The organism is Novosphingobium resinovorum, assembly GCF_036352595.1.
GTDB classification, from domain to species: domain Bacteria; phylum Pseudomonadota; class Alphaproteobacteria; order Sphingomonadales; family Sphingomonadaceae; genus Novosphingobium; species Novosphingobium resinovorum_B.
Window position 1 is genome coordinate 70,682 of sequence record NZ_JAZFAX010000015.1, and the last position, 24,578, is coordinate 95,259.

The following is a 24,578-nucleotide window of genomic DNA, read 5'->3' on the forward strand; positions in this document are numbered from 1 at the left end:
TCCCCTCGTCATTGCGAGCGTAGCGAAGCAATCCAAGGGGAATGACGAGGGTGGGGGGATGCTCAGGGCGTCAGGAACGCGGTGCGATGCCCCGCACCAATACGTCGACCATCGTGGCGGCCAGCGCCTCGGCGCTCTGTTCGCCTTGCGCGGCGTACCACTGCCCGGGCCAGTTGAGCGCGCCCGCCAGCGTGAAGGCAGTCATCCGCACGTCGAGCGGCGCGATCGAACCGTCCGCGACGCCCGCCGCGACCAGATCGCGCATCGCCTGGTCGATCCGCCGCTTGAGCGCCCGGAAATGCGCGCGGCCTTCCTCGGACAGCACGTTGTCGTCGGTGCGCACCACGCAGCGGCCGAAATCGTCCATGTTGATTTCGGCATAACGCCGCAGGAAATGCGTGAGCCGCGTCAGGCCGTTGCCCGGTTCGCGCTCGGCTTCCGCCGCCGCCTCCTGCAGCAGTTCGAGGCCGCGCGTGATGCATTCCAGCAGCACCTGCTCCTTGTTGCCGAGGTAGCGGTAGATCGTCGGCTTGCTGATGCGCAGGCTGGCGGCGACCTCGTCGAGCGAGGCGGCCTGGAAACCGCGTGCGTTGAAGGCCCGCACGGCGGCGCGCAGCACGGCCTCGCGCTTCTGGTCCTTCTCGCGAAGGCGGTCCTCGGGCGAACGGAACGGGGAATCGATGAAGTCTTGCTCAGGTGTCGTCACGGCTTTTCCTTGTCTGGCGACATTGACAAGAAACGCGTCGTTATGCAACGTACTGATGAGTACATAAGAAACCAGTGAGTTTCATGAGTCTACCGGAGACGCGATTCGCGCTGGTTCGGCGGGCGGTTTGGAAAGGGATTCCTGATGAAGATCGAAGGCGTGGCGGCAATCGTGACCGGTGGCGCATCCGGCCTTGGCGCGGGCACCGCGCGGCGGCTGGCGGCGGCGGGGGCGAAAGTGACCCTGTTCGACCTCAACGCCGAACTGGGCGCTGCCACCGCGCGCGAGATCGGGGGGCACTTCGTATCGGTCAACGTGACCGACGAGGGCGCCGTCGAAGCCGCGCTGGAAGAGGCCGAGGGGCTGAACGGCAAGGCGCGCATCCTCGTCAACTGCGCCGGCATCGGCCCGCCCGCCAAGGTGATCGGACGCGACGGCAAGGCGATTCCGCTCGCGGATTTCTCGAAGATCGTGACGATCAACCTGATCGGCAGCTTCAACGTCCTGTCGAAGTTCGCCGCCCGCCTGCACGATGCCGATCCCATCGGCGAGGAGCGCGGGGTAATCGTCAACACCGCCTCGGTCGCGGCCTATGACGGTCAGATCGGGCAGGCGGCCTATGCGGCGTCGAAGGGCGGCATCGTCGGCCTGACGTTGCCGGTGGCGCGTGAATTCGCCCGCTACGGCATCCGCGTGATGACGATCGCGCCGGGCATCTTCTGGACTCCGCTGCTCGCCACGCTGCCGCAGGAAGCGCAGGATTCGCTGGGCAAGCAGGTGCCGTTCCCCAGTCGTCTGGGCCAGCCCGACGAATACGCGCAGCTGGTCGAGAGCATCGTCACCAACCCGATGCTCAACGGCGAGACGATCCGCCTCGACGGCGCGATCCGGATGGCCCCGAAGTGAGCGGCGTACCCGGCGCCGGTCCCGAACTGACCGCCGAGATCGCCGCGAAAGTCGAAGCCTTCGTGCGCGATGTCGTCGCGCCTTACGAGAAGGACCCGCGCCGCGATCACCACGATTGTCCAGCTGAGGAACTGGTCGCCGAACTGAAGGACAAGGCGCGCGAGGCCGGAGTGCTGACGCCGCACATCCTGCCCGACGGCCGCCACCTGACCCAGCGCGAGACGGCGGTGGTGCTGCGCGCCTCGGGCCTCTCGCCGCTCGGCCCGCTGGCGCTCAACACCGCCGCGCCGGACGAGGGCAACATGTACCTGCTCGGCAAGGTGGGAAGTGCGGCGATCAAGGAGCGGTTCCTGAAGCCGCTGGTGGAAGGGCGCGCGCGCTCGGCCTTCTTCATGACCGAACCGGCGGACGAGAACGGCGCCGGGTCCGACCCTTCGATGATGCTGACGACCTGCCATCTCGACGGCAATCACTGGGTCATAAATGGGCGCAAGGCGTTCATCACCGGCGCGGAAGGCGCGCAGGTTGGCATCGTCATGGCGAAGTCCACGGACGGCGCCTGCATGTTCCTGGTCGATCTGCCCGACCCGGCGATCCGCATCGAGCATGTGCCCAACACCATCGATTCCTCGATGCCCGGCGGCCATGCCGTGGTCGCCATCGAAAACCTGCGCGTGCCTGCCGACCAGATGCTGGGACAGTCGGGCGAGGGGTTCCGCTATGCGCAAGTGCGCCTCGCGCCCGCGCGGCTGTCGCACTGCATGCGCTGGCTGGGCGCCTGCATCCGCGCCAACGCGATCGCCACCGACTATGCCAATCGCCGCATGGCCTTCGGCAAGGCGCTGATCGACCACGAAGGCGTCGGCTTCATGCTGGCCGACAACCTGATCGACCTGAAGCAGAGCGAACTCATCATCGACTGGTGCGCGGACGTGCTCGACGCGGGCGAAGCGGGCGGTACCGAAAGCTCGATGGCCAAGGTCGCGGTGTCCGAGGCGCTGATGCGGGTGGCGGATCGCTGCGTGCAGGTGATGGGCGGGCAGGGCGTGACCGCCAACACCATCGTCGAGCAGGTGTTCCGCGAAATCCGCGCCTTCCGCATCTATGACGGCCCCACCGAAGTCCACAAGTGGAGCCTCGCCAAGAAGATCAAGCGGGACTGGAAGATGTCACATGAGCAGCACTGACGCCGCCGCCAATGCCGGCTCCGGCGCCGTGCGCGAAGGCTATCGCTTCGACGAGGCGCGGCTGGCGGCGTGGATGGACGCGCATGTCGAGGGCTTCGCAGGGCCGCTCACGGTCGAGCAGTTCAAGGGCGGGCAGTCCAACCCGACCTACAAGCTGGTCACGCCGGGCCGCGCCTACGTGCTGCGCCGCAAGCCGCCGGGGCAGGTGCTGAAAGGCGCCCACGCGGTGGAGCGCGAGGCGCGGGTGCTGTCGGCGTTGGGCGCGACGGGTTTCCCCGTGGCGCACGTCCATGGCCTGTGCCTGGACGAGAGCGTCATCGGCAGCTGGTTCTACGTGATGGAGATGGTCGAGGGCCGCATCTTCTGGGATGCGACCTTCCCCGATGTCCCGCGCGAGGAGCGCGCCGCCTACTTCGCCGCGATGAACGAGACGATCGCCGCGCTGCACCGGATCGAGCCGGATGCGGTGGGGCTGGGCGACTACGGCAAGCCGGGCAATTACTTCGAACGCCAGATCGCCCGCTGGTCGCGCCAGTATCTGGAGGACACCGAGGCGGGGCGCGATCCGGGCATGGACCGGCTGATCGAATGGCTCCCGACCGCGATTCCGGCGGGCGACGAGACGCGCATCGTCCACGGCGACTTCCGCTGCGACAACATGATCTTCGCGCCTCACGAACCGCGCGTGCTGGCGGTGCTGGACTGGGAACTCTCGACGCTGGGTCATCCGCTTGCGGACTTCGCCTATCACGCGATGATGTTCCGCATGCCGCCCGATATCGTGGCGGGGCTGGGCGGCGCGGACATCGCGGCGCTAGGGATCCCGAGCGAGGCCGAATACCTTGCCGCCTATTGCCGCAATGTCGGCCGCCCGCCGATCTCGGAGCAGGACTATGCGTTCTGCATCGCGTTCAACTACTTCCGGCTGGCGGCGATCTTCCACGGTATAAAGGGGCGGGTAATCCGGGGCACGGCGGCGTCCGAACACGCCCGTGAACGCGCCGCCAGCCTGCCGCGCATCGTCGCGCTGGCGGTGGAAAGCATGGAGGCCTGCCTGTGAGTGAAACACCTGTCGTCCTGTTCGAGGTGACCGAGGGCGTGGCCCGCGTCACCCTCAACCGGCCCGAGGCGGGCAATGCCATCGACCTTGCCATGGCGCGCGCCTTGGCCGAGATCGCCATCCGCTGCGAGACCGACACTGCCATCCGCTGCGTGGTGCTCACCGGCGCGGGGCGGCTGTTCTGCGCGGGCGGCGACGTGGGGCTGTTCAAGTCCTCGGGCGATCATGTCGATGCGCTGCTCAGCGAACTGGCGGGCACGCTGCACATGGCGCTTACCCGCTTCGCGCGCATGGCCAAGCCGCTGCTGGTGCTGGTCAATGGGCCGGCGGCGGGGGCTGGCCTCAGCCTCGCGATCGGCGGCGACGTGGTGCTCTGCGCACGTTCGGCGCACTTCACCGCCGCTTACGGTACGCTCGGCCTCACGCCCGACGGCGGCATGAGCTGGTGGCTGCCGCGCCTCGTGGGCCTCCGCAAGGCGCAGGAGATCATCCTCACCAACCGCCGCATCAAGGCCGACGAGGCCGAGGCGATCGGCATGGTCACCCGCACCGTCGATGACGAGGCGCTGGCCACCGAGGGCGACGCGCTCGCCGCCCGGCTCGCCGATGCCGCCGTGGGCGCGCTCGGCGCGGCCCGCGCGCTGCTGCGCCAGAGCCTCGAAACCAGCCTCGACGCGCAGCTGGAACGCGAAGTTGCGGCGATTACCCGGTCGGGCGCCGCACCCGAATGCCGTGAGGGCCTTGCCGCCTACTTCGAAAAGCGCTCTCCCAACTTCAAGGATCTGTGACCATGGCCGAAGCCTATATCGTCGAAGCCGTCCGCACCGCAGGCGGGCGCCGCAACGGCAAGCTCGCGGGATGGCACCCTGCCGACATGGCGGGCGAAGTGCTGAACGCACTGGTGGACCGCGCCGGGCTGGACCCGGCGGTGGTCGAGGATGTCATCCTCGGCTGCGTGACGCAGGCGGGCGAACAGGCCTTCGCCTTCGCGCGCAATGCGGTGCTGGCCTCGAAGTTGCCGGTCAGCGTGCCCGCCGTCACCATCGATCGTCAGTGCGGTTCCTCGCAGCAGTCGGTGCAATTCGCCGCGCAGGCGGTCATGTCCGGCATGCAGGACGTGGTGATCGCAGCAGGCGCGGAGAGTATGACGCGCGTGCCGATGTTCTCCAACACCGCCTATCACGCCAAGGAAGGCGTCGGCGTCGGCCCGTTCAGCCCGCGCATCCAGCAGCGTTTTGGAGTGGAGAGCTTCAGCCAGTTCGGCGGAGCGGAGATGATCGCCGCCAAATACGGCTTCGACCGCGAGACGCTCGATCGCTTCGCGCTGGAAAGCCACCGCCGCGCCGCCGCCGCTACGCAGGCAGGTGCGTTCGAGCGCGAGATCGTGCCGCTCGATGTGGACGGCGTGCCCCACGTCACGGACGAGGGCATCCGCTACGACGCGACGCTGGAAAGCATCGGCTCGGTCAGGCTGCTGCAGGAGGGCGGGGTGATCTCCGCCGCCAACGCCAGCCAGATCTGCGACGGCGCCTCGGGCGCGCTGGTGGTGTCGGAGCGGGCGCTCAAGGACTACGGCCTTACCCCGATCGCCCGCATCGTCGACATGGTGGTGACGGCGGGCGATCCGATCATCATGCTGGAGGAACCGATCCCGGCGACGCAAAAGGCGCTCAAGCGCGCCGGACTGCGGATCGAGGATATCGACCTCTACGAAGTGAACGAGGCCTTCGCGCCGGTGCCGCTGGCATGGCTGCAGGCGCTGGGCGGCGATCCTGACAAGCTCAACGTCAACGGCGGCGCCATCGCGCTCGGCCATCCGCTGGGCGCGAGTGGCACCAAGCTGATGGCGACGCTGATCCATGCTCTGAAGGCGCGCGGCAAGCGCTATGGCCTGCAGACCATGTGCGAAGGCGGCGGCATCGCCAACGTCACCATTCTGGAGGCCCTGTGATGACCCTGCGCACGCGCTTCACCGATCTGGTCGGCATCGAGCATCCCGTCGTTCAGGGCGGCATGATGTGGGTGGGCCGCGCCGAACTGGCGGCGGCGGTCTCCAACGCGGGCGGGCTCGGCATCCTGACCGCGCTGACCCAGCCCACGCCGGGCGACCTGCGCCGCGAGATCGACCGCTGCCGGGCCCTGACCGACAAGCCCTTCGGCGTGAACCTGACGATCCTGCCCTCGGTTTCGCCGCCGCCTTATGCCGAATACCGCAAGGCGATCATCGACAGCGGCGTCACCATCGTCGAAACCGCAGGTCACCGCCCGCAGGAGCATGTCGAGGATTTCAAGGCGCACGGCGTCACCGTGATCCACAAGTGCACGGCCGTTCGCCACGCGCTCTCGGCCGAGCGGATGGGCGTGGACGCGATCTCGATCGACGGCTTCGAGTGCGCGGGCCATCCGGGCGAGGATGATATTCCCGGCCTCATCCTGATCCCGGCGGCGGCCGACAAGCTGACGATCCCGATGATCGCCAGCGGAGGCTTCGGCGACGGGCGCGGCCTTGCCGCCGCTCTGGCGCTGGGGGCGGATGGCATCAACATGGGCACCCGCTTCTGCGCCACGGTGGAAGCGCCAATCCACGAGCGGGTGAAGCAGTTCATCGTCGACAACGACGAGCGCGGCACGAACCTCATCTTCCGCAAGTTCCACAATACCGGCCGCGTCGCGAAGAACAGCGTGTCCGATCAGGTGGTGGAGATTTCTGCCCGCGACGGCGCGGTGTTTGAGGATATCCGCCCGCTGGTCTCGGGCGCGAAGGGGCGCACGGCGCTGGAGACGGGCGATCTCGACGCCGGGCTCGTCTGGGCCGGGCAGGTGCAGGGGCTGATCCACGACATCCCGACGTGCGCGGAACTGATCGGGCGGATCGTGCACGATGCGGAAAGCATCATCGTCTCGCGGCTGGCGGGCATGGTCGCGAAGACGGTGACCGCATGAGCGAACTTGTCACCGTCACGCGCGAAGGGCCGCTGACGATCATCACCATCAACCGGCCCGAGGCAAGCAATGCGCTGAATGCCGATGCCCAAGTCGCGATGGACGCGGCCTTCGGTTCCTTCGCGGCGGACGACGACCAGTGGGTCGCCATCGTCACGGGGGCGGGGCCGAAGGCGTTCTGCGCCGGGCACGACCTCAAGCAGCAGGCGGCGGGCGGGGAACTGGTGTCGCCGCCCAACGGCTTCGGCGGGCTGACCGGGCGCAAGGGGCTGAACAAGCCGGTGATCGCCGCCGTCAACGGCGTGGCGATGGGCGGCGGCTTCGAACTGGCGCTGGCTTGCGACATCGTGGTGGCGGCGACCCATGCAGCGTTCGCGCTGCCCGAGGTTCGCGTCGGGCTGGCGGCGCTGGGCGGGGGTATCCAGATCCTGCCGCAAGTGGTCGGCGCCAAGCACGCGATGGGCATGCTGCTGACCGGACGGCGCGTCTCGGCGCAGGAAGGCCACGCGCTGGGCTTCGTCAACGAGGTGGCCGAAGGCGATGTGCTGGAAGCGGCGCGGCGCTGGGCGGAGCAGATCCTCGGCGGCAGTCCGATGGCGGTGCGTGCCACCAAGGAAGCGGTCGCGCGGGGCCTGTCCGCGCCTTACGATCAGGCCTTCGCCGAACAGTGGAACTATCCCGCGATGCGGGCGATGATGGCCTCCGAGGACTACGTGGAAGGCCCGCGCGCCTTCGCCGAAAAGCGCAGGCCGGAGTGGAAGGGGCGCTGAAATTTCGTTTGGAACTCACCATCCATCGTCATTGCGAGCACAGCGAAGCAACCCAGGGCAGCCTTACACCGCCCTGGATTGCTTCGCTGTGCTCGCAATGACGATGCGCGTGTCAGACGGCTCACATCGACCTGCGCCTCGGCGGGTTTGACGCGGGGGCCTGCCGGCTTTACCGGACGGCCCATGATCGCTCTGCTCTCACCCGCCAAGACGCTTGATTTCGACCGGACCCTGCCGCCGCTGGACGCGACGAGGCCGCACTTCGTGGAGGAGGCGGCCAGCCTCGCCAAGTCCGCCGCGAACCTGACGCAGAAGCGGCTCGGCGAACTGATGCACATCTCTCCGCGCCTCGCCAAGTTGAACGCCGACCGCTTCCGCGATTTCCCCGAACTGCCCGAGCGGCAGGCGCTGTTCGCCTTCGCGGGCGATGTCTATACCGGCTTCGACGTGGACACGCTGGACGAGGCGGGGGTGATCTTCGCGCAGGACCATCTGCGCATGCTGTCCGGGCTTTATGGGCTGCTGCGCCCGCTCGACACGATCCGCCCCTACCGCCTCGAAATGGGCACTCGCTGGGCTCCGCGCCAGAAGAAGCTGACCGACTGGTGGGGAGACCGCATCGCTGCCCTGCTGCGCGCGCAGGTCGAGGAAGAGGGATCGGGCGTGGTGCTCAACCTCGCCAGTCAGGAATATTATGCCGCCGTCGAGGGCAAGCTGGACGGCATCCGGGTGATCGAGGTGGAATTCCGCGAACCCGGCCCCAACGGTCCCCGCTTCGTAAGCTTCAACGCCAAGCGCGCGCGCGGCATGATGGCGCGCTGGATGTGCGAGCATCACGTTTCCGACATCGATGCGATGCGCGCCTTCGACAGCGACGGCTATAGCTTCGATGCGGCCGAGAGCGGGCCCGACCGCTGGCGCTTCATGCGCGGCTGATCCGCGAGGCCGTCAGTTGCCGGCGGCCTGTTCCTGGGCGAGCAGGTGCTTCCAGCGATTGTCGAGGGCGCCCTGCGCCGCGCCGCCACGGGGACGCGACAGCAGCGATATGCCGCGCAAGGTGATGCTGTGCCCGCCCAGCCAGCGCCCGGAGATGCTGTAGCCGATCTCATAGAGCGCGACGTCCTCGTGCGATGTGCCATCTACCAGGAAGCGGGTGGTGACGAGAACCGGCAGCTTCTCGTCGCCGCGGCTGTTGTCCGGTAGCTTCGCCGCGTTGCGGGCCTTCTTGAGCGCGCTTTCGAACCATGCCGCCTCGATCCGGGGCTCGCCGGTGGTCTCGGCCGCCGACAGGCCCAGCGCGGCCGGAAAGGCGATGCGCTGGCTCTGCACCGACTGCTCGGCGGAGGCGGTCTTGAGGGCCAGGGTGTCGTCGTCCGCTCCGGTGGCGGTCAGCACCAGTGTTGCCGCCCTGGCCGAGGCGCGGCGGTCATCGGCGGTCCTGCTCGCCTCGGTGTCGCTGCGCTGGCTCCAGCTGTTCCACAGTGTGAGCCCGGAAATGGTGACCGCGATGACGGTCAGCACTTCGCCCAGGGTGATCCAGCGGCGGCGGATGGCGGCGGCTTCGTCCGCGCGGGCCTCCGCCTTGGCTTCGGCCTTCGATGCGGTTTCGGGAGAATCGTCAGTCACGGCGACCGGTTCGATCACTTGCGGTCCCCGGCGTCAAGCAGGTGCGGCACTCGCCCGAACGCCCTCGGCTTGCTAGGGGAGCGACATGACTTCGCCAGATATGTGCCCTGACACGCCCGTTCCCGCCGATCCCGCCGCGCCCGATTTCGTCGTGGTCGATGTCGAGACCGCCTGTTCGCGCGTCAGCAGCATATGCCAGATCGGCATCGTCGGCTTCCGGCAGGGGCGCGAGGTGTTTTCCTACGAGACGCTGGTGGACCCGCGCGACGAATTCTCGCCGTTCAACGTCGGCATCCACGGGATCACCGCCAGCGATGTGATCGGGGCACCCTGTTACGGCGAGATCCACGCGGCGGTGGCGGATCACCTCGGCGGGCGGATCACCGTTGCCCACTCGTGGTTCGACAAGGGCGCGCTCGCGGCGGCCTGCCGGGTGAGCGAGCGGCCGATGATCGAGACGCGCTGGCTGGACAGCGTGCGGGTGGCCAAGCAGGCCTGGCCCCAGTTGCCGAGCCACCGGCTCAACGTGCTCGCCAGCTTCCTGGGGCTGGAGCACCGGCACCACGATGCGCTCAGCGACGCCCGCGCCGCCGGCATGGTGATCCTGCGGGCGATCGAGGAGACCGGCATGGACCTCGAAGGCTGGATGGCGACGCCTTCGCGCACCCGTCCCAAGGCGCCGGTGGCGGCTACCTCGGGGCCGCTCGCCGGGCAGCGCGTGGCGGTGCTGGGCGAGGCGCGGGACGGACCGCTGGCGCAATGGGCCGCCGCCGCCGGGGCGCGGATCGTCGGCTCGGTGGGGACGACGACGACGATGCTGGCGGTCGCGACGAAGCATCCCTACGGCCGCTGGGTCGAGGCGAGTCCGCCTTACCGCAAGGCGCTCGAACTGCGCGAAGCCGGCCGACCGATCGAAATCGTCACCGAATCCATGCTGCGTGCACGGCTGAAGGGGCCGGCATAGCCACGCGCTATCCGATGTAGAATTCGACCGGGACGGTCAGTTCCAGCGGGGCGGGGCGTTCGTCCGGGATCGCCGGCAGCGGCTGTGCCCGGCGGATGGTGTCGAGCGCCGCGCGGTCCAGCAGTGCGGCCCCGGACGAGCGGACCAGATCGGCGGCGAGTACCTTGCCGGCCCTGTCCATGCGGAAGCGGACGAAGACCGTCCCCTCGTCTCGGCGGGCGCGGGCGGCCGGGGGATAGCGGCGGTACTTCTCCAGATGGGCGAGCAGCCGGGCCTCCCAGCTTTGCGCGGCGTTGTTCGCCATGCGCGGGGCCGGCGGCGCGGGCAGGGTCCGGGGCGCTGTGGTCTGCGGCACCGGGGCGACCGGGCGCGCGCTTTCGGCGCGCGGCTCGACTTCTACCGTCAGCGCGGCCGGCTGCGGGGTGATGAGCGGTGCAGGTTCCGGCACCGGCTTGCGGGAATCGGGCTTGCGCTGTTCCTGCTCGACCTGGCGTGGCCCGTCCGGGATGTCCTCGCTGGGCTCGTCGGGGGCGGCGAGCGGCTGCAGGACGGCGACCAGCGCCTCGTCGGGGGTGACCGCCGGCGCGATCGCGTGCCAGGTGAAGAAGGCACAGGCGAGCACCAGCGCCGCAACGGAAGCGGTGCCGCCGAGACCGAACAGGCGCGCGCGCCAGTCGGTCGGCCGGTCTCCGTAGCGCGGCGCATACCCGGCCGGGCCCGCTGCCAGGGGCTCACCGCCGGACGCGCCCGGCCGGTGGTGGAGGCGCCGGTCTTCCTTCACCGCCGCACCCCGGTTTCAGGCGATGCCGGCATCGATCAGCACCTGCACGCGGGCGAAGGCGGCGCGGGCGCCGTCCTCGACACGCGGCTCGTCTTCGGGCGCAAGCTCGGCAGCGTCGAGCGCCGCCGTGAAGGCGCGCCAGTGCGCCGCCGGTCCCTCGGGCGCGGGGGCGAGATGGCGGGCGCCGAACGTGTCGGAGAGGCCCAGCTTCGCCGCGTCCTTGCGCAGCAGCGCCGCGCCCATGTTGGAGCCTTCCGCCACGTAGAGCCATCCCAGCGCCTCGGGCACCGGGATGGTGCCCGCCGCGAATACCGGCCCGTCAGGGGCCGCCTGCGCCGCGATGCCGAGGTCGGCAAGGTCGGCCGCGATCAGCTGCAGGCGCTGGCGTGCCTCCAGCCCCGGCAGCAGCCCGCGCAGCTGCGCGTCGCCGTAGAGCGCCGCAATGTCGCTGTGGAAACGGTACTGCATCGCCGCGAACCGGCCATAGCGCGCCCGGTCGGTGAAGGAGGCGGCCTCCATCACCGAGCGGTCGACGCCCTCGTGCACGTCATGCGTGATCGCCTTCAGCCGCCGGGCGCGGGGAAGTTCGATCGTTGCGTTGGTCATTGCCGTCTCCATGATTGGCGGGAAGGTCAGAAGCGATAACTGATGCCCAGCGTCAGCCCGTGGACCTCGGCCGAGTTGCGGGCGCGGCGTCCGTTCACGACGTCGTAAGTGCCGGTGTAGTCCTGGTACGAGAAGATCGGCTGGGGGAACGGCCCGAATTCCTCGAGGCCGGGGATCAGGACGTCCTCATAGCCCACGACCGTCCGCACGGTATAGGACTTGCCGACGCCCGAGCGGGCATCGTCGAAGCGGAAGTCCTTGCCGGCGAAGCGGGCATAGCTGTATTCCGCGCGCAGCGACCAGCGGCTGCCCATCGCCACTTCCGCGCCTGCGCCGATCGTCCAGCCCTTGCGCGTCTTCCTTGCGCTCTCGGTGAAGGAGGACTCGGTCATGTAGCCGTAGGGCCCGTCGGGGTAGAGGTTGTCGGGCGAGGCGGTATCGATGTACTGGGTGCGCTGCTGCTTCTCGCGCAGGAACGCCACGCCGCCGATGCCGTAGAACAGCGCCCGGCCGGTCTTGAAGCCAAGCCTTGCGCGGGCGGTGGCCATCCATTCGAAGTCGTACTTGGTGGCCGCCTGCGCTTCCTGGTCGGGGGCCATGTTGTAGTAGCCGTTGATCGTGTTCTGCACTTCCTGCGCGATGGCATAGCGCGTCGTCGAATTGCGCATCCGCGTGAAGTTTGCCTCGAACCCCGCGACCCAGTCGCCGCCGAGGTCGAAGTCGTAGCCGGCAAGGCCGCCCCACTGCATGTCGCCGTGGTTCACGTCGGCGCTTTCGGTGACCGATATGGCATCGGCGACGCCCGCCGCGTCGGTCGTGCGGCCCTTGCTGACGACCTGCCCGTAGCCGGTGGTCACGCCGAGGTGGAAGCCGCTCCAGTCGCCGTCGAAGCCATCGGCCGCGCTCTTGCCCGAGAGGTAGGCCTCCATCGCATTGCCGCTCGCCGCATCGGAGCGCTGGCGGCGTGGACCGCCCAGGCTGCCGGTGAAGCCGACGCGGAAAGTGCGGCCGGGCGAGGGCATCAGGCCCAGCGTCAGCGCGTCCATGTAGTAGCGGTCGGTCACGTTATCGATGCCGAACTCGACGCCGAAGCGGTCGTCGATGCGGAAATCGCCGAAGAGGTCGAACAGGTCGTAAGGCTGCCAGTCCACCGTCGTCATCGAGCCGCCGAAAGTATAGACGGTGGCGTCGCGCTTGCCCATGTGGGTGTAGCGCGTGCCCAGGTGCAGCCGCTCGTCGAGCAGCCGGGTGCCGAGCGTCACCGACAGGCTCTCACGCGGGGGGAGCTGCGCGGGCACGTAGCTGTTGCTGGTGCCGCCGCTGCGGCACGAATGGGCGGTGTCGCAGAACTGCTGGTAGGTCAGCAGCGAGCCGCCGACTTCGGCATAGACCTTGCCCATGTCGTAGCGCAGCGACAGTTCCGCGCCCTGGAAGGCGGCGCTGTCGATGTTGACCACCGACGTCAGGCCGTCGCTGACGCCGCGCGTCAGGTAGTTGTCGATGTGGTTGGCATAGTAGCTGACGCGCGCCTGCAGCAGGTCGTCGGCGGCCAGCAGCCCGTCGGCCTGGTAATTGATGCCGACTTCGGTGTTGCGCGCGCGTTCGGGGCGGGCCGGATTGTCGGGGTCGGGATAGAACGAGAAGCCGGTGGTGGATTCGAACAGGCTCGGCGCGCGCAGGGCCTCGGCATAGCGGGCGAAGACCTGCAGGCCCGGCACCGGCTCCAGCGTCAGCGACACGATCGGCGAGACGCCGCTGTTCTTCTCGTGGTTGTGGCCGGTGGCATAGTCGCGATCGGGCGCCGAACTCGTACTGATGTTGACGAGGTTGTAGTCCTGCGATTCCACCGTGATGTAGCGCAGCGAGGCGGCGAAGGTCATCCAGTCCGCCGGCTTCAACTCGCCAGAGACATAAGCGCTGTATTCGTTGCGCCAGCCGTTGCGCGGCTCAAGGAAGCTCGCGTAGTCGGCGTTGTCCTTGTAGTCCTCCCAGCCCTTGGGCGGCTTGATCCGCTCGCGGGTATAGGAACCGCCGTAGCTCAGCGTCGCCGCGCCCAGCGGCGTGGCGAAGGCGCTGTCGTTCCACAGGCGCAGGCCCCAGCGGTTCGACTGGCTCTGATAGGCGACATCCTGGTTGAGGATGGTGCCGGTGCCGAAGTTGTAGCGGTAGAGCGTGGCGATGCTGGTGAAGTTGTCGGTCGCCCAGGCATCCGCGTGCAGGTCGATCAGCCCCCCCTCGGACGGGTTCCAGCGGAACCGGGCGGTGTAGGTGTTGACTTCGGTGCGGCTCGGCGGGGACTGCATGGCGCCTCCGAAGCGGATGATCTGCGAGGGCATCATCTCGGCGAAGTCGCTCTCGTAGCGCATGTACGAAAGGTCGAGCGCGGTGTCGTCGGTGGGCCGCACGATCGCGCGCAGTAGGATCGAGGTGTTGTCCTGCGAGGTGCTGAGCACTTCCTCGCCCAGATTGTAGCGCTGCAGCACGCCGCCCGTGATGCTGGTGCCGCCGGGGGGCACGGTGCCGTGCTCGCCGCCGAAGTAGTTGCCGGTCTTGCGGCGGGCATAGGCGGCGACGAGGTCGAAGCTTTCGAAGCGGTGTGCGGCCGCCACGCTGAAACTGTAGCCGTTGAGATCGAGCAGGCCGGGCCGGTCGAAGCGGTCGGCGGTGCCGCCGCCGGTGCCCAGCGCGCCGACTTCGGGCGGATCGACGTTGTTGCCCTGCAGCCCGGCCCTGACGCGGATGCCGAAGTTCTCGTCCGGCGCGACGAGGTCGTTGACGCTGACAGTATTGGCGCGCACCACCCCGCCGGTGGCGCCGACGCCGTCGGCCGCCGCGCTCGGGCCCTTCTCGATGGTGACGCTGCCCATCAGGTCGGGGTCGAGGTAGCTGCGCCCGGCGACGCCCGAATAGCCGCGATAGACGGTGGACTGCTGGAGCGATCCGTCGATCACCACCGGCACGCGGTCCATCCCTTGCATGCCGCGAATGTTGACGTCGAGCGCGCCCGAATTGCGGTTGTCGCCGTTGAGCACGCCGGGAATGCCGCGCAGGAAGTCACCCGGCGAAGTGCCGCGGTTCTGCGCGATCTGCTCGGCCGAGATATAGGCGGTGCTCTGGGCCGAGCGGTAAGGCCGGTTCGCGGGGTCGAGCGATCCCTCGCCGCCGCGCGCGGTGCCGGTTCCGGCGGCGTCGTCCGCGCCCGCGACGCGCAGGGTGCCGAGCTGGACCGTGCCGGCGGCGGCCTGCGGCGCGCGCTCCAGCGTGTAGACGCGCGGGGCGGTCTGGCGGAAGGTCAGGCCGGTCCCCGCCAGCAGGCGTGACAGCGCCTGGGTCGGGCTGAAGCGGCCCTTGATCCCGGCGGTGCGGCGGCCCTCCGTCAGGGCGGCGTCGTAGAGGATCTGGACGCCGCTCTGCTCGGCAAGGGTATTCAGCGCGTCGGCAAGCGCGCCCGGCGCGATCTCGGTGCCGCGCGCGGACTGCGCCAGGGCAGGGCTGGCGGAAAACGCGACGGCGGCGAGCCCGCTGCCGGCAAGGAGGAATGCGCTGGCGGCGGTGTGCAGGCGGCGCGGGCGGGTGTACCGGAACTTCGAAATCACGTCTTGCTTCCCCCGATCTTCGGAACATCGAGGTTTTCGCTAATGCGATGCAACCTCAATAATGAAGACTGCGGGCAGGGCAATATGGAAACCGGCGGCCGCGAATTTTTCTGCGCGGACCGTTTCGGCCAATATTTCAGGCGGCATTTCAGGCGTGGATCAGGATCATGCCGTCGGTCAGGCGGGTCGAACGGATGCCCAGCGTGCGCTGGATGACGTCGAGCGCGCCGAGCGGATCGCGCACGTCGAACGTCCCGCTGACCGTGCGCCGGGCCAGTTCGCCATCGACTACGCCGATATATCCGCGATGATAGCGTGCCAGTTCGGCGACCACTTCGCCGAGCGGCCGCCTGACCACCCGGATCCTGCCGCGCGTCCAGGCGTCCGCGTCGGCCACCGCGACGGCGCGGGGCGCGCCGAGCCCCGCATCGCCGTAATCCAGCCCCTGGCCTTCGCGCACGGTCGCCCACCGCGCGCCCAGCGCCACCCGGACGCTGTGCTCGCTGACCACTACGCGGGTATCTGCATCGGCGCGCCGGACGATGAAGCGGGTGCCGAGCGCGGTCGTCGTCCCGCCGTCCGCCGTGACCGAGAACGGGTGCGCGCGGTCGGGCGCCACCTGGAACGCGGCCTGCCCGCGCAGCAGCGTGACGCTGCGGCCATCTTCGGAAAAGGCGATGGCGCTGCCGGTATCGAGCGTCGCGCGGGAGCCGTCGGGCAGGACCACGGCGCGGATTTCGCCGGTCGCGGTCATCGCGTCGGCGCGCAGCCTGACCGGCAGGTCCGCGCCCAGCACGAGCAGCGCCGCGACACCGGCGGCGATCGCGCCGCCGCCCCACTTGCCCCAGGCGGCGCGGCGCGCGGCGGGGGCGCGCGCGGTTCGCGGCGAGGGCTGGGCGGTGGGCTTGGGCCGGAGCGGCGGCAATTCGGGCGCGGGCGATGCCGCGTCGATCCGGCTTATCCCCGCCCACAGCATCTCGGCGCGGGCATAGGCGCGCGCGTGCAGCGGATCGGCGGCCAGCCAGTCCTCCATCCGCGCCGCATCGGCCGCGCTCATCGCGCCGCCCTCGCTTTCGGCGAACCAGGCGGCGGCTTCGCGGTTGATCGTCCGGGACGTCGTTTCCCGAGGCATCGTCATTGTCTCTCCGACCATCGGGAGCGGGGCGTCATGGCCCTTGCTCCCATGTCTATGACGCCGGGCGTCGTGGAATGGAAACGGCCGAAGGCGAATTCATGCATCGGCGGCGCCATCATCGTCGTCTTCGTCGAGCCGGTCGAGGCAATGCGCCATGGCCTGCGCGATGTGGCGGTTGACCATCTGGCGGCTGATGCCGAGCCGCTCCCCGATCTGTGCGCTCGACAGTTCCTCGAACCGGCGCATGTAGAGGATCTCGCGCGTGCGCGCGGGCAGTTCGCCCAGCACGTCGCGCAGCCGGTCCAGCGCTTCCCGGTCCAGCACCGCCCGGTCGGCGCCGGGGCTGTCGTCGGCAACATGCTCCGGCACGGTCCCGCCTTCGAATACCGCGTCGTGCCGGTGATCGGCGCGAAGGCGATCACGCGCGAGGTTGGTGGCCAGCCGGAACAGGTAGGCGCGCTTGTTGAGGATCGGCGGATGATCGTCCACCCGCTGGACCTTCAGCCAGAGCGTCTGCGTGACGTCCTCCGCCGCCGCCCAGTTGCGCACGATGCGCTCCACCACCCGCAGCAGCGTCTGCCGCTCGCGCAGGATCAGCAGGGACAGGGCGGAGGCATTCGTCTTCACCGGCGCGAACGGGCCGGAAAGGCATCGCCGGAGGATACGAGGGAGGACATCGCCCAGGTGGGCGTCATGGCGGATGACCTTGGTGGGCGAGTTCCCCCGGCTCGTATTTCAAACGATAATGAATATCAACAGCAATATGGAGGGAAGGGCCCCTTCCTCAGAATTCCCGCGAGAGCGTCAGGCGCCAGTTGCGCGGATTGCCCGGCGTCACGCGGTCGATGCCGCCGGTGTCGGGAAAGTAGCGCTTGTCCAGCAGGTTCGCGACCGTCAACTGCACGCCCCACCCCTCGAGCCGGTACGACAGGCCGGCATCGACCAGCGTGTAGGCCGGCAACCACAGCAGCACCGATCCGTCCTCGCGTATCGAATAGATGTCGCCGTTGCGCTTGCTGTTGTAGCTCACGCCCAGGCTCGCGCCCAGCCCGGCCAGCGGCCCGGAAGGCACTTCGTAGCGCGCGAAGGCCCCGATATTGTGCTTGGGCACGTTCGACAGCGGCGCGCCGACGGTGAAGAAGTTGTCCTTCGTCACCTTGGCATCGACATAAGTATAGGCAAGGTCGAGGCTCAGCCCGGTCACGGGCTGCCAGTGCAGTTCGGCTTCGACGCCGCGCGCCCGCTGTTCGCCGGTGACCACCGAGAAGTCCAGGTAGACCGGGTCCGAGGTCGTGACGTTCTGGCGGGTCAGCTGGTAGATCGCCAGGCTTCCGCTCAGGCGGCCGCCGTCGGGCGCGAACTTCACGCCCAGCTCGATGTTCTTGCCCCTCTCTGGCGGGACAGGGCCGCCGATCGGATTGCCGTCCTCGTCGAAGCCCACCACCTGCTGGCTATAGAGCTGCGGCAGGAAGGACTTCGACCAGCTGGCATAGGCGTTCACGCCGTCCGTCAGGTTGACCGTGGCGCCGATGCGCGGGCTGAACGCGTGGTCCTTCTGGCCGGAGGCTTCCGCCCAGTCGTAACGCCCGCCCAGCGTCAGGGTGACGAGGTCGCCGAACTTGAGGTGGTCCTGCAGGTAGATGCCCGTCTGGTGCGCCTTGCTGCCACCCGGAGCGCCCTGCACGGAACTGGTATCGTAGGGTGCGTCATAGTCGGGATCGAGGATGCTCAGCGGGAAATGGGTCGGATCGTAATCGCCCGCGCTGAAATAGCGGCTACGGTTCTGCCGATAGTCGATGCCGGCCAGCCATTCGTGGGTGATGCCGGCCGTCCTGAACTTGCCCTTGAGGCGCGTGTCCACCGCGAGATCCTTGTCGGTGGCACTGTAGGGCCCATAGTAGTAGCGGCCGATGGTATCGGTCGGGGTGTCCGAATAATTGCCTTCGTCGTCGATGAACCCGGCGGCGAACATCCAGCGGTTCCAGTATTCCTTGCGCCGGGTATAGCGCAGCGTCTGCGAGACGCTCAGCCCCTCGCCGAAGCGGTGGTCGAAGATGTAGCCGACCTGGATGCGGTCGCGATTGTTGACGACCCGCTGGTCGCCGCCGTTGTTGATCGAGAAGTCCTCCGGGATCGCCACCGCTCCCGGCAGCACCGTGCCGTAGGCGGGGACCGGCGAGATCGGGTTGTCGTGGTCGCGCTGGTAGCGCCCCAGCACCGTCAGCGCCGTTTCGGGGCCGGGCCGCCAGGTGATCGCGGGGGCGACGAAGATCCGGTTGATCCCGGAATTGCGCACGAAGCTGTCCGAATCGCGATAGGTCAGGTTCACGCGCGCCAGCAGCGTGCCGTCGCCGTTCAGCGGCGCGTTCGCGTCCACCGTGCCCTCCGCCAGGTTCCACGATCCGGTGGAGGCGGTCACCTTGAGGAAGGCGTCCTCGCGCGGGCGCTTGCTGACGAGGTTGATGAGCCCGCCCAGCGGCGCCTGCCCGAACAGCATCGACGCCGGACCCTTGAGCACTTCCACCTGCTCGACGGCGGAAAGCTCCTGGTTGAAGCCGACGCCCGCCTCGTTGACGAGGCCGTCGAGATAGACGCTGCCGTAAGCGGCGTCGAAGCCGCGAATGGTATAGGCATCGTAGAACCCGTAGGTCGTGCTGCGCGATACGCCCGCGACCGTGCGCAGCGCTTCCGACAACCGCGTGACGCCGCGCGCCTCGATGTCGCTGGCTGAGACGACGGAAATCGCCTGCGGCGTTTCCAGCAGCGGAATGTCGGCCTTCCCGGCGACGACCGGCTTCTCGAGGTGGGTTCCGGTCACGAGAATGGTCTCGCGGTTGTCCGGCGCCTCGCCCGAAGCCTCAGGTGACGCCTGAACCTGGGCCTGGGCCGTCGAACCCAGGGCAATGGCCGGTACCGATAATCCGGCGACGATGAAGCGCTGCATCTCTTATCCCCCATGCATGAATTTCGGTCCCGTTACCTATAATGCGACTTAATTGCAATATAGCGGAAACATGAATGACTTTCCGGGCGGGGAGAGGGGCCATGAGGGCGATGCGCAATCTGTCGCATCGCGATTGGCAAATTGCGCAACAAGGCGCGCGTCTGCCGCCAACTTGGCCATCGCGCGTGCAATGCTGCGAACCATACGATCGGCGCAAAGGAGATCGGCATGGTACAGTACGTCGGAATTTCGCAGATGCGCCGCATCGTCGAGCAGGTGGGGATCGAGACGATCCTGCGCCGGATGGTGGACGAACTGGAGGGCGATTATCGCCGCTGGCCCGCGTTCGAGTGCGAGCCGCGCCTTGCCAGCCATTCCAAGGGCGGCGTGATCGAACTGATGCCCACCAGCGACGGCGAGCAGTACAGCTTCAAGTACGTCAACGGTCATCCCGAGAACTGGCGCAAGGGCCTGCAGACGGTGGTGGCGCTGGGGCTGCTCTCCGATGTCGAGACCGGCTACCCGCTGTTCCTGTCCGAGATGACGATCCTGACGGCGCTGCGCACCGCCGCGATGTCGGCGCTGGCGGCGAAGCATCTGGCGCGGCCGGGTTCGCGGCGCATGGCGCTGGTGGGACTGGGCTGCCAGTCGGAATTCCAGGCCATGGCCTTCGCCGCGGTGCTGGGCGTGACCGACCTCAGCATCTACGACATCGACCCGGCGGCGACCGCCAAGTTCGTCGCCAACATGCGCGGGCGCGGCTTCTCGATCGAGCAGGCCGCCGACGCGGGCAGCGCGGTGCTGGGCGCGGACATCATCACCACCGTCACCGCCGACAAGGCGCACGCCACGATCCTGTCGGGCAACATGGTCGGCGGCGGCGTCCATCTCAACGCGGTGGGCGGCGACTGTCCCGGAAAGACCGAACTCCAGCGCGAGATCGTCGCCGGCGCCAACGTCTTCGTCGAACTGACCGAGCAGACCCGCATCGAAGGCGAGATCCAGCAGATGCCCGCCGATTTCCCGGTCACCGAACTGTGGGAAGTGATCGCCGGCCGCAAGCCGGGTCGCGGCAGTGCCGAGGAAGTGACGCTGTTCGATTCGGTCGGTGTCGCGATCGAGGACTTCTCGGCGCTGCGGCTGCTGCGCAAGCTGGCGCAGGAGACCGGGCATCACGACGAACTCGACCTGCTGCCCGATCCCGCCGATCCGCGTGACCTGTTCGGCGTGCTCGCGCTGGAGCGCGCGCCGCTCGCCGCGGTGGCCTGAGCGCTGCTCTTTCACGCATCCGCGTGAACCCATCGGCGTCCGGCCCTCTTTCCTTGCGGGAAGGGGGCCGGTTTCGTTTCGTGTCCTGTCCCCGCTTGGACCCGTGGCCCGATCCAGGATTGGATGTTTGCGGGGGAAGCGCGGCGCGACAGTCTCGCCATGTCATCGAATGATGCCTTGCCGGACGGTCGGCAGGGGCAGCAATATGATCTCTGAATATGGATTATTGAATTTAGATATGTGAACAAAAAAGGGGGCAGACATGAGCGGACAGGTACTCGATCGGCGGGCATTCCTCGGGGCGGCGACCACTGCCGCGGCGGCGGCGATAGCCGCGCCGGGAGGCGCCGATGCGGCGACTGGGCGTAGTTCAGGTGTCGATGTGGTCATCGTGGGTGCCGGTGTGTTCGGCACCTGGACCGCATGGAAGCTCCGCCAGGCGGGTGCCAAAGTCCTGCTCGTCGATGCCTGGGGACCGGCGCATGCGCGCGGCACTTCGGGCGGCGAGACGCGGCTGATCCGCACCGAATATCGCGGCGATCCGCTCTACACGCGCTGGGCCTGGGAATCGCTGGCGGACTGGAAGGCGCTCTCGGCCCGGCACGAAATGCCGCTGTTCCACGCCACCGGCGCGCTTTACCTCTACCCCCACGTCGATGAACTGATCGGCAGGAGCGCGGCGCTCCACGCGCAGATGGGCATCCCGATGGAGCGGATCACGCCCGCCGAACTGGCGCGGCGCTGGCCGCAGATCGATACCTCGGGCATCGCCGTGGGCCTGCTGCAACCGACCATGGGCCCGCTCATGGCCCGCCGCTCGGTGCAAGTCCTGCGCGATGATTTCGTAGCTGCCGGAGGAACTTACCGGCAGATGGCGGTGGCCCCTCCGGTGGTGAAGGGCGGCCGCCTCGAAGCCATCACCAGCATCAGGGGAGAGACCGTCGCGGCCGACAAGTTCGTCTTCGCCTGCGGACCCTGGCTGCCCAAGCTGTTTCCCGAAGTGGTCGGCGCGCGCATCGTACCGGTCCACAAGGACGTGTTCTTCTTCGCGCCCGAAGCCGGGGACGCCCGCTTCGCCCCGCCCAACCTGCCGGCCTGGGTCGACGTCAGCAGCCCGGACCTGCACTACGGCTTCCCCGACATCGAGGCACGCGGCTTCAAGATCGCGCTCGACCGCAATGGCGCGGTGATCGACCCCGACCAGGGCGACCGCACCGTCAGCCCCGAGGCGATCGCCCAGGTCCGCGCCTACTTGCGCCGCCGCTTCCCCGACCTCGCCGACCGGCAACTCGTCGAGCAGCGCGTCTGCCAGTACGAGAACACCCACGACGGCAATTTCCTGATCGACCGCCACCCCGAAGCCGACAACCTCTGGATCGCCGGCGGCGGCAGCGGCCACGGTTTCAAGCATGGCCCCGCCATCGGCACATACATCACCGCGTTGATCGATGGCGCGCCGCCGGAATCGCGTTTTCTGCTCGCCTCGCATCGGGAGCATGACGGCAGGGCTTGATAAAATCCATAAATATGGACAAATGAATCCAGAAATAGAGACTCGTAAGGAGAGGATTCTTGACGTCCGAACTGATTCCCCAGACCTTCGACAAGCTTTTCATCGGCGGTCGCTGGGTTTCGCCCGTGGATGGCGGCGTGCGCGGCAGCATCGATCCCGCCACCGGTGAGGCATGGGCCGAGGTCGCCTATGGCGGCATCGCCGACATCGACCTGGCTGTCGCCGCCGCGCGTGAGGCTTTCGAAGGGCCGTGGCGGCGCATGGCGGGGTGGGAACGCGCGCAGATCATGCGCCGCTTCGCCGACCTCTATGCCGCCCATGTCGAGCAGCTCGCCACGATCGAGAGCCGCGACAATGGCCGCGCGATCCGCGAATCGCGCCTCGATGTCGGCATGCACGCGCAGTATTATCACTGGTACGCCTCGCTGGCGGACAAGATGGGCGGGCGCACGATCCCGATGGACGACAGCGTCCATGCCTTCACCACGCGCCTGCCGGTCGGTGTCGTCGGCACCATCACGCCGTGGAACGTGCCGCTGATGGCGGCGGCGTGGAAGCTCGGCCCGGCGCTCGCGGCGGGCTGCACCGTGGTGCTCAAGGCGGCCGAGCAGACCCCGGCCTCGTCGCTGGCGCTGGGCCGGCTGATCGAGGCGGCGGGCTTCCCGGCGGGCGTCGTCAACATCGTCCCCGGTGACGGCCCGGTTGCGGGCGCGCACCTCGTCGCCCACCCCGGCGTCGACAAGATCGCCTTCACCGGCGAGGGCGAGACCGCCAAGACCATCATCCGCAACGGCGCCGAAACGCTCAAGCGCTTCAGCTTCGAACTGGGCGGCAAGGCGCCGCACATCATCTTCGCCGATGCCGACGTCGACCAGGCGCTCAATGCGGCTACCGGTTCGGTCTGGACGCTGTGCGGGCAGAGCTGCGCGCTGGGCTCGCGCGTACTGGTGGAGCGGCCGATCTACGACCATGTCGTCGAGGAATTCCGCAAGCGCGCCGCGCGCGTGCGGGTCGGCATGCCGCTCGATCCGGCGACGCACATGGGGCCGCAGGCGCATCTCCAGCAGTTGGAGAAGACGCTCTCCTACATCGATATCGGCAAGGCCGAAGGCGCCGAACTGGTCACCGGCGGCGCGCGCGTGGAGCGTGATGGCCTGTCGGGCGGCTACTTCGTCGAGCCGACCGCCTTCGCCGCCGTCGATCCCAATATGCGCATCGCGCAGGAGGAGATCTTCGGCCCCGTCGCCGCGCTGATCCCGTTCGACGGCGAGGACGAGGCCGTCGCGATCGCCAACGGCACCCGCTACGGACTGACGGCAGGGCTGTGGACCGGCGACGTCGGCCGCGCGCACCGGGTCGCCAACCGGATCGAGGCGGGCATGGTCTGGGTCAACACCTACCGCTACATCCGCTGGTCCACCCCCTACGGCGGCCTCAAGGCCAGTGGCTGGGGCCGCGAGAACGGCATCGAATCGCTCGATTCCTACCTCGAGACGCGGACCACCGTGATCTCCACCACCGGCAAGTTCGCCGATCCCTACGCCTGAGAATAGCCCACCCTCGTCATTCCCGCGCAGGCGGGAACCCATCTGATGGTGGTGCGGAAGGCACTTTCACGAGATGGATCCCCGCCTGCGCGGGGATGACGAACACGTCTTCAAGTCAAAGTTCCAAAAAGAGGAGAGGCCAATGCGCCTTGAAGGAAAGCTTGCCGTCGTCACCGCCGCCGCATCGGGCATGGGCCGCGCGGGTGTGGAGCGCTTCGTGCGCGAAGGCGCGAAAGTCGCGGCGATCGACATCAACCCGGACGCCCTTGCGGCACTCGTCGCCGAGTTCGGCGCCGACAAGGTGAGCGCCCACGTCGCCGACCTGTCGAGCGCCGAGGACGCGCGTCGTTCGATCCACGAGGCGGCCGAGGCGCTGGGCGGGATCGACATCCTGTGGGCCCATGCCGGGATGCCGGGACCGGCATCGGTCGAGGATCTCGATCTGGAGGCGTTCGACCGCACCATCGCGCTCAACGTCACGTCTGCGGCGCTGGGGGCCGGCACCGCTGCGCCCTATATGCGCAAGCGCGGCGGCGGGGCGATCGTGTTCACCGCCTCGATCTCGGGCCTCGTCGGCTCGATGATGAGCCCGATCTATTCGGCCGCCAAGTGGGGCGTCGTGGGGCTCACCAAGTCGTTGGCGCTGGCGATGGCGGCGGATGGCATCCGCGTCAACGTGGTGTGCCCCGGCCTTGCCGACACGCCCATGAAGCAGGGCTTCACCGGCCGCAGCGGCGATCCGGCCGAGGCCGCCGCGAACGAGGCCAAGCTGGTCGCGGCGGTGCCGATGGGCCGCCTCGTCCAGCCGGGCGAGGTCGCCGACGCGGCGCTGTGGCTGGTCTCGGACGAGGCGAGCTTCGTGACCGGCGTGGCGATCCCGGTCGACGGCGGCTTCACGGCGCGCTGACGATGTGGGGCCCGTCCCATCAGGGCCTTTCGCTTCGGGCGCCGGTTTGGCAATACCGGCCCGCGCCCGAAGCACTTCAGGCGGGGACATGGGCTTCACTTTGGCGGACGATTGCAGA

The 24,578-nt window shown here is 68.4% G+C and carries 21 protein-coding genes; 13 read left to right on the forward strand and 8 right to left on the reverse strand.

Going from position 1 to position 24,578, the window contains the following annotated elements:
- Nucleotides 1–70 precede the first annotated feature (70 nt).
- Entirely contained in the window at nucleotides 71–706 is a 636-nt protein-coding gene (locus V2S85_RS15220; protein ID WP_330703692.1) for a TetR/AcrR family transcriptional regulator, read from the reverse strand.
- 144 nt (nucleotides 707–850) lie between these two features.
- Between V2S85_RS15220 and V2S85_RS15225 the strand changes: the two genes are divergently transcribed.
- The 8 genes from V2S85_RS15225 (at nucleotide 851) to yaaA (ending at nucleotide 8,508) form a co-directional block, all read left to right on the forward strand.
- A complete protein-coding gene (locus V2S85_RS15225) occupies nucleotides 851–1,612 on the forward strand; it encodes an SDR family NAD(P)-dependent oxidoreductase (protein ID WP_008833185.1) in 762 nt (253 codons plus the stop codon).
- Complete coding sequence (locus V2S85_RS15230) at nucleotides 1,609–2,799, forward strand: acyl-CoA dehydrogenase family protein (RefSeq protein ID WP_330703693.1); 1,191 nt, start codon at nucleotides 1,609–1,611, stop codon at nucleotides 2,797–2,799. Before V2S85_RS15225 ends, V2S85_RS15230 begins: the two co-directional genes overlap by 4 nt.
- Nucleotides 2,786–3,859 (forward strand): phosphotransferase, encoded by a 1,074-nt coding sequence (locus V2S85_RS15235; protein ID WP_330703694.1) that lies wholly within the window; start codon nucleotides 2,786–2,788, stop codon nucleotides 3,857–3,859. The genes V2S85_RS15230 and V2S85_RS15235 overlap by 14 nt, the downstream gene beginning before the upstream one ends.
- Nucleotides 3,856–4,647, forward strand: a complete 792-nt coding sequence (locus V2S85_RS15240) for an enoyl-CoA hydratase/isomerase family protein (RefSeq protein WP_330703695.1) — start codon at nucleotides 3,856–3,858, stop codon at nucleotides 4,645–4,647. Before V2S85_RS15235 ends, V2S85_RS15240 begins: the two co-directional genes overlap by 4 nt.
- Nucleotides 4,648–4,649: 2 nt before the next feature.
- Nucleotides 4,650–5,810 carry an acetyl-CoA C-acetyltransferase gene (locus tag V2S85_RS15245; RefSeq protein WP_330703696.1) on the forward strand — a complete coding sequence of 387 codons (1,161 nt, stop codon included), beginning with the start codon at nucleotides 4,650–4,652 and terminating at the stop codon, nucleotides 5,808–5,810.
- A complete protein-coding gene (locus tag V2S85_RS15250) occupies nucleotides 5,810–6,802 on the forward strand; it encodes a nitronate monooxygenase family protein (protein ID WP_330703697.1) in 993 nt (330 codons plus the stop codon). Before V2S85_RS15245 ends, V2S85_RS15250 begins: the two co-directional genes overlap by 1 nt.
- Complete coding sequence (locus V2S85_RS15255; RefSeq protein WP_330703698.1) at nucleotides 6,799–7,572, forward strand: enoyl-CoA hydratase-related protein; 774 nt, start codon at nucleotides 6,799–6,801, stop codon at nucleotides 7,570–7,572. The genes V2S85_RS15250 and V2S85_RS15255 overlap by 4 nt, the downstream gene beginning before the upstream one ends.
- Before the next feature lie 183 nt (nucleotides 7,573–7,755).
- Complete coding sequence (yaaA, locus tag V2S85_RS15260; RefSeq protein WP_330703699.1) at nucleotides 7,756–8,508, forward strand: peroxide stress protein YaaA; 753 nt, start codon at nucleotides 7,756–7,758, stop codon at nucleotides 8,506–8,508.
- Nucleotides 8,509–8,520: 12 nt separating this feature from the next.
- On the opposite strand, the gene V2S85_RS15265 is transcribed toward yaaA, so the two are convergent.
- The gene (locus V2S85_RS15265; protein ID WP_419198205.1) at nucleotides 8,521–9,213 is read right to left on the reverse strand and encodes a hypothetical protein; all 693 of its coding nucleotides are present in this window, start codon (nucleotides 9,211–9,213) and stop codon (nucleotides 8,521–8,523) included.
- Nucleotides 9,214–9,283: 70 nt separating this feature from the next.
- Between V2S85_RS15265 and V2S85_RS15270 the strand changes: the two genes are divergently transcribed.
- Nucleotides 9,284–10,162, forward strand: coding sequence for a 3'-5' exonuclease (locus V2S85_RS15270; RefSeq protein ID WP_330703701.1), 879 nt, complete (start codon nucleotides 9,284–9,286; stop codon nucleotides 10,160–10,162).
- Between the two features lie 7 nt (nucleotides 10,163–10,169).
- On the opposite strand, the gene V2S85_RS15275 is transcribed toward V2S85_RS15270, so the two are convergent.
- From V2S85_RS15275 to V2S85_RS15300, 6 genes are all read right to left on the reverse strand, one after another.
- Nucleotides 10,170–10,943 (reverse strand): energy transducer TonB, encoded by a 774-nt coding sequence (locus V2S85_RS15275; protein WP_330703702.1) that lies wholly within the window; start codon nucleotides 10,941–10,943, stop codon nucleotides 10,170–10,172.
- A gap of 15 nt (nucleotides 10,944–10,958) precedes the next feature.
- The gene (locus tag V2S85_RS15280) at nucleotides 10,959–11,549 is read right to left on the reverse strand and encodes a biliverdin-producing heme oxygenase (RefSeq protein WP_330703703.1); all 591 of its coding nucleotides are present in this window, start codon (nucleotides 11,547–11,549) and stop codon (nucleotides 10,959–10,961) included.
- A 26-nt stretch (nucleotides 11,550–11,575) separates the two neighbouring features.
- Entirely contained in the window at nucleotides 11,576–15,145 is a 3,570-nt protein-coding gene (locus V2S85_RS15285) for a TonB-dependent receptor domain-containing protein (RefSeq protein ID WP_330703704.1), read from the reverse strand.
- Nucleotides 15,146–15,293: 148 nt separating this feature from the next.
- Nucleotides 15,294–16,283, reverse strand: a complete 990-nt coding sequence (locus V2S85_RS15290) for a FecR family protein (protein WP_330703705.1) — start codon at nucleotides 16,281–16,283, stop codon at nucleotides 15,294–15,296.
- 93 nt (nucleotides 16,284–16,376) lie between these two features.
- A complete protein-coding gene (locus tag V2S85_RS15295) occupies nucleotides 16,377–16,907 on the reverse strand; it encodes an RNA polymerase sigma factor (RefSeq protein WP_330703706.1) in 531 nt (176 codons plus the stop codon).
- 157 nt (nucleotides 16,908–17,064) lie between these two features.
- Nucleotides 17,065–19,224 (reverse strand): TonB-dependent receptor, encoded by a 2,160-nt coding sequence (locus tag V2S85_RS15300; RefSeq protein ID WP_330703707.1) that lies wholly within the window; start codon nucleotides 19,222–19,224, stop codon nucleotides 17,065–17,067.
- Between the two features lie 228 nt (nucleotides 19,225–19,452).
- Between V2S85_RS15300 and V2S85_RS15305 the strand changes: the two genes are divergently transcribed.
- The 4 genes from V2S85_RS15305 to V2S85_RS15320 all read left to right on the forward strand — a co-directional run bounded on the left by V2S85_RS15305 (nucleotide 19,453) and on the right by V2S85_RS15320 (nucleotide 24,460).
- A complete protein-coding gene (locus V2S85_RS15305) occupies nucleotides 19,453–20,493 on the forward strand; it encodes an ornithine cyclodeaminase (RefSeq protein ID WP_330703708.1) in 1,041 nt (346 codons plus the stop codon).
- A 262-nt stretch (nucleotides 20,494–20,755) separates the two neighbouring features.
- On the forward strand, nucleotides 20,756–22,006 hold the full coding sequence (locus V2S85_RS15310) for an FAD-dependent oxidoreductase (RefSeq protein WP_330703709.1): 1,251 nt from the start codon (nucleotides 20,756–20,758) through the stop codon (nucleotides 22,004–22,006).
- A 59-nt stretch (nucleotides 22,007–22,065) separates the two neighbouring features.
- Nucleotides 22,066–23,553, forward strand: coding sequence for an aldehyde dehydrogenase (locus tag V2S85_RS15315; protein ID WP_330703710.1), 1,488 nt, complete (start codon nucleotides 22,066–22,068; stop codon nucleotides 23,551–23,553).
- A gap of 142 nt (nucleotides 23,554–23,695) precedes the next feature.
- The gene (locus V2S85_RS15320; RefSeq protein WP_330703711.1) at nucleotides 23,696–24,460 is read left to right on the forward strand and encodes an SDR family NAD(P)-dependent oxidoreductase; all 765 of its coding nucleotides are present in this window, start codon (nucleotides 23,696–23,698) and stop codon (nucleotides 24,458–24,460) included.
- Nucleotides 24,461–24,578: the final 118 nt, after the last annotated feature.

Bases quoted from the DNA above. Each gene is read 5' to 3' on its own strand.
- V2S85_RS15280 (WP_330703703.1), bottom strand. From the start codon at position 11,549: ATGACCAACGCAACGATCGAACTTCCCCGCGCCCGGCGGCTGAAGGCG.
- V2S85_RS15305 (WP_330703708.1), top strand. From the start codon at position 19,453: ATGGTACAGTACGTCGGAATTTCGCAGATGCGCCGCATCGTCGAGCAG.
- yaaA (WP_330703699.1), top strand. From the start codon at position 7,756: ATGATCGCTCTGCTCTCACCCGCCAAGACGCTTGATTTCGACCGGACC.
- V2S85_RS15255 (WP_330703698.1), top strand. From the start codon at position 6,799: ATGAGCGAACTTGTCACCGTCACGCGCGAAGGGCCGCTGACGATCATC.
- V2S85_RS15270 (WP_330703701.1), top strand. From the start codon at position 9,284: ATGACTTCGCCAGATATGTGCCCTGACACGCCCGTTCCCGCCGATCCC.
- V2S85_RS15235 (WP_330703694.1), top strand. From the start codon at position 2,786: ATGAGCAGCACTGACGCCGCCGCCAATGCCGGCTCCGGCGCCGTGCGC.
- V2S85_RS15250 (WP_330703697.1), top strand. From the start codon at position 5,810: ATGACCCTGCGCACGCGCTTCACCGATCTGGTCGGCATCGAGCATCCC.
- V2S85_RS15290 (WP_330703705.1), bottom strand. From the start codon at position 16,283: ATGACGATGCCTCGGGAAACGACGTCCCGGACGATCAACCGCGAAGCC.
- V2S85_RS15310 (WP_330703709.1), top strand. From the start codon at position 20,756: ATGAGCGGACAGGTACTCGATCGGCGGGCATTCCTCGGGGCGGCGACC.
- V2S85_RS15225 (WP_008833185.1), top strand. From the start codon at position 851: ATGAAGATCGAAGGCGTGGCGGCAATCGTGACCGGTGGCGCATCCGGC.
- V2S85_RS15245 (WP_330703696.1), top strand. From the start codon at position 4,650: ATGGCCGAAGCCTATATCGTCGAAGCCGTCCGCACCGCAGGCGGGCGC.
- V2S85_RS15320 (WP_330703711.1), top strand. From the start codon at position 23,696: ATGCGCCTTGAAGGAAAGCTTGCCGTCGTCACCGCCGCCGCATCGGGC.
- V2S85_RS15300 (WP_330703707.1), bottom strand. From the start codon at position 19,224: ATGCAGCGCTTCATCGTCGCCGGATTATCGGTACCGGCCATTGCCCTG.